Source organism: Methylobacterium sp. WL18, assembly GCF_008040015.1.
GTDB lineage: Bacteria > Pseudomonadota > Alphaproteobacteria > Rhizobiales > Beijerinckiaceae > Methylobacterium > Methylobacterium mesophilicum.
On sequence record NZ_VRVD01000475.1, the window covers coordinates 1 to 3,670 of the forward strand.

A 3,670-nucleotide genomic window follows, 5' to 3' on the forward strand; every position below is an offset into this window, starting at 1 on the left:
GCCTCGGCCGCGGCGATGCCATGGCCACCGGCGCCTCGACGGTCGTCCCGCCGAGCCCCGAGCAGCAGGCGATGCTCGCCGAGCTGTCCGCGACCCCGGCCGGCCCGCGTTTCGACCGTCTCTACGCCAGCCAGCAGATCCAGGCGCACCAGATGACGATCGCCATGACCCAGGCCTACGCTCAGGGCGGCCCGAACCCGGCCCTTCGCAATTACGCCCAGCAGGCCCTGCCGGCCCTTCAGATGCACTACGACCACGCCCAGCGTCTCCCGGGCGCGATGTGATCTTTTAGGATCGCCCGGCTTCGGCCGGGCGGCACGGCGAGAGGCGGCAGGCGCGAGCCCGCCGCCTTTCTCGTGTCTGGTCGCGACGAAGATGTCCTGCCTTGGACACTCCCACCCCCGCGCCCTCATCCTGACGCCGGCGGACTTCGAGGGATGAGGGGAAGGTTTGGATATCTGGCGTGCGGATACGTCGCCCCGCGGAGCCCCTTCCAGTCAAACCAGCCTATGAGCCGAGTTCGACCGGATCGCGATCGCGCCCGGTGCTCCGCCTCGAAGCAGCCCCTCAGTCGCAGGCCACCGCGGTCGGCAGGATCTTGCGGCCGGCATCGTCCACCGCCGGGTGGAAGTCGCCGGTCTCCGGATTCCGTACCAGCAGCACGCCGTTGGCGACGCCGAAATGCGCGCCGTGGATGTTGAGCCGGCCGTCCTCGACCCGCTCTTTGATGAACGGGAAGCTCAACAGGTTCTCCATGCTCTGGCTGACCATGGCGTGCTCCATCCGGGTCAGGTAGTCCGGCGCGCTCGAATCGCCGGCCTTAGCCTCCGCGGCGCCCACCAGAGAGACCCACTTGCCGATGAAGTTGCTGCTCGAGAGCGGCGCGGCCTTGTTGGCGAAGGCCTTGATGCCGCCGCAGGTGGCGTGGCCCAGCACGACGATGTGCTTCACCTCGAGCGCCTGGACCGCGAACTCGATGGCCGCCGAGGTGCCGTGATAGGCGCCGTCCGGCTCGTAGGTCGGCACGATGTTGGCCACGTTGCGGATCACAAACAATTCACCGGGGCCGGCATCGAAGATCGCCTCCGGGGCCACGCGGCTGTCGCAGCAGCTGATCACCAGGATCTGAGGCTCCTGGCTCTGAGCGAGCTGCGCGAAGCGCCGCCGCTCGGTGGGAAACCGGTCGGCCAGGAACGCGCGGTAGCCCTCGGTCAGGAATTCAGGGAACATGCCATCTCCTTCAGGTTCGGGATCTTCGCAGGTGCGAGATCCGCATCAGTGATCGTGCCAAGTCAGAACGCGCGGCCGGGGCGGAATAGTCCCGGCCGCAAGATCGGCTGCGAGATCGGCCAGCCCTGCCGGCTCGACGCGCTCGCCGCTCGCCTTGAGTTCGGCCAGCGGCCACCAGCGGGTTCCGATCACCGGGTTGTCCTCGGTCTCGGCGAGCCGGCTGGTATCGATCCGGTCGTCGGGTAGGCGGGCCAGGAAGTAGCGCTCGCGGGCGTCCCGCGATTGGCGGAACAGGTGGAACGGGCCGTCGCAGGCCGCGACCTGCGGACCGATCGCGACGTCGTCGCGTCCGATCTCCTCGCCCAGTTCCCGCCGGCAGGCGGTGACGTGATCCTCGCCGGGCTCCAGGCCGCCACCGGGCATGAACCAGAAGCGGAGCGGCTCGCCATCCGGCCCCCTGGCGTGGACGGAGGCGTAGGCGATCAGCAGGATTCGGTCCTGCGGGTCGAGGACGATCGCCCGGGCGATGTGGCGGATCGCGGGTGTGTTCGGTTCGCTCATGCAATTGAGCTAGAGCGCGGCCCCCCGGACGGACACCGCTCTGCCACGATCACCAAGTTGTGAGCGATCGCGAGACCTTGCTGTAGCGGCTCACGGCACACGCGCGGCCGGCGCCCAGATCACCATCGGCAGACCGTACGCATCCCGCTCCAGCGGGTCCGGCAACGGCACCGCGCGGCCTTCGAAGATGTCCCGGGCCACCACCAGGGCGGCGAGGGCGTCGAGATGGTCGTCGGCGGGCATGCCCTTCGTGCGGGCCTCGATCAGGGCGACCGGCAGGCCCGCCGCCGCCAGCAGGCTCCGGCGCAGCGCATGGCCCTCGCGGGCCCGGGCACCCTTCTTGGGCAAGCCGAGGGGCCGGAGACCGTTCAGGGCGTGGAAGGCGACCTCCGGGTGGACCTCGTGGACGCGCGCCAGCGCCTCCGGCCGCGCCCGCAGCAACGTGTCCACCGCGCGGACATAGCGGAAGATGTTGTAGCCCTGGATCGAGGGCGCGACGGGCGGGTCGCTCGTCGCCCGGGCGATGGCCTTGGCCGCGTCGTAATCCGCCGCGTAGACCGCCGCCCGGGCCGGCATCGGGAAGACGGACGAGCGTGCCGGGCCGAGTCTGAGGCGGGCGGCCCTGTCGGCGCCCCGGCCGCCGGAGAAGATCCGGTCCGGCAGGCCGATCGGTATGTCGATGCCGACGATCAGCGGCTGCTCCGGCGCGTCGAGGAGCGCGGCCACGTCGGGGAACAGGGCACAGCGGTGCCGGCCGGGATCGTCGAGGTCGAGGAGCGCCCCCGCCCAGGCGCCCCGGCAGCCGTCCAGCCCTGCGACCCAGCGCGCCATCCCGTCCCCGCATCCCGCGATGCGTTCTTGCCCGGGACGCGGTGGAAAGCTATCGGCCACCCGAAGGGCATTGCCGCCGGCCCGGGAGAAGCGTGATGAGCGAGATCCGTCCCCGCCGCAGCGTGCTTGCCATGCCCGGCTCCAACGCCCGCGCCCTGGAAAAGGCGCGCACGCTGCCCGCCGACGTGATCCTGATCGACCTGGAAGATGGCGTCGCGCCGGAGAAGAAGGCCGAGGCCCGCGCCCTCGTGGCCGCCGCGGTCTCGGGACCGGGCTTTGGCCGGCGCGAGGTGGTGGTGCGGATCAACCCACCCGAGACCGAGGACGGCGAGGCCGACCTTGCGGCGCTGGCCGGCGCCGGCCCGGACGCGATCCTAGTGCCGAAAGTGCGCAGCTCCGACGCGCTGATCATGGTGGGCGCCCGCCTGCGCCGGCTCGGGGCGCCCGCGGCGACGCGGATCTGGGCGATGATCGAGACCCCGATGGCGGTGGTGAACGCCGCCGAGATCGCCGGGGCCGCCCGGGACGTGGACGGAAGGCTCGCCGCCCTGGTCATCGGCCCCAACGACCTCCTGAAGGCGGCGCGGATCCGCCCCCCCGGCCGGGCCGCCCTGGTGCCCTGGCTGATGACTGTCCTGGCCGCCGCCCGGGCCTACGAGATCGAGGCGATCGACGGGGTCTTTTCGGGACTCGACGACGCGGCCGGATTCGAGGCGGAATGCGCGGAGGGCCGCGACCTGGGCTTCGACGGCAAGATGCTGATCCACCCGAGCCAGATCGGCCCGGCCAACGCCGCGTTCGGGCCCGACGCGGCCGAGATCGCGGAGGCCCGCCGGGTCGCCGCGGCCTTCGACGCACCGGAGACCCAGGCCCACGGGGTCATCGCGCTGGACGGGCGCATGGTCGAGCGCCTCCATGTCGAGGCCGCACGGCGCACCCTGGCCTTGGCCGAGGCAATCGAACGGCTCGGCGCGTGAACGAGCTCCCCGAGGTCGGCCTGCGTCTCCTCGACCCGCGGCTGCCTGGCTGGGGCTTCCCGCGCTGGGGC

The 3,670-nt window shown here is 71.7% G+C and carries 5 protein-coding genes; 2 read left to right on the forward strand and 3 right to left on the reverse strand.

Annotation, left to right across the window (positions count from 1 at the left end):
* A partial coding sequence (locus tag FV228_RS23185; protein ID WP_147856741.1) for a DUF4142 domain-containing protein occupies positions 1-284 on the forward strand: 284 nt, incomplete at its 5' end.
* A gap of 283 nt (positions 285-567) precedes the next feature.
* Here the strand turns inward: FV228_RS23185 and FV228_RS23190 are convergent.
* The 3 genes from FV228_RS23190 to FV228_RS34375 form a co-directional block, all read right to left on the reverse strand.
* On the reverse strand, positions 568-1,230 hold the full coding sequence (locus FV228_RS23190) for a carbonic anhydrase (protein ID WP_147856742.1): 663 nt from the start codon (positions 1,228-1,230) through the stop codon (positions 568-570).
* A 45-nt stretch (positions 1,231-1,275) separates the two neighbouring features.
* Positions 1,276-1,791 carry an NUDIX domain-containing protein gene (locus FV228_RS34370; RefSeq protein WP_147896331.1) on the reverse strand — a complete coding sequence of 172 codons (516 nt, stop codon included), beginning with the start codon at positions 1,789-1,791 and terminating at the stop codon, positions 1,276-1,278.
* Positions 1,792-1,881: 90 nt separating this feature from the next.
* Positions 1,882-2,622 (reverse strand): DUF429 domain-containing protein, encoded by a 741-nt coding sequence (locus FV228_RS34375; protein ID WP_147896330.1) that lies wholly within the window; start codon positions 2,620-2,622, stop codon positions 1,882-1,884.
* Positions 2,623-2,717: 95 nt separating this feature from the next.
* Here FV228_RS34375 and FV228_RS23200 point away from each other — a divergent pair, with 95 nt between their 5' ends.
* Entirely contained in the window at positions 2,718-3,599 is an 882-nt protein-coding gene (locus tag FV228_RS23200; RefSeq protein ID WP_147856743.1) for a CoA ester lyase, read from the forward strand.
* Positions 3,600-3,670: the final 71 nt, after the last annotated feature.

Coding starts and splice junctions, on each gene's coding strand:
- FV228_RS34370 (WP_147896331.1), bottom strand. CDS start 1,791: ATGAGCGAACCGAACACACCCGCGATCCGCCACATCGCCCGGGCGATC.
- FV228_RS34375 (WP_147896330.1), bottom strand. CDS start 2,622: ATGGCGCGCTGGGTCGCAGGGCTGGACGGCTGCCGGGGCGCCTGGGCG.
- FV228_RS23200 (WP_147856743.1), top strand. CDS start 2,718: ATGAGCGAGATCCGTCCCCGCCGCAGCGTGCTTGCCATGCCCGGCTCC.
- FV228_RS23190 (WP_147856742.1), bottom strand. CDS start 1,230: ATGTTCCCTGAATTCCTGACCGAGGGCTACCGCGCGTTCCTGGCCGAC.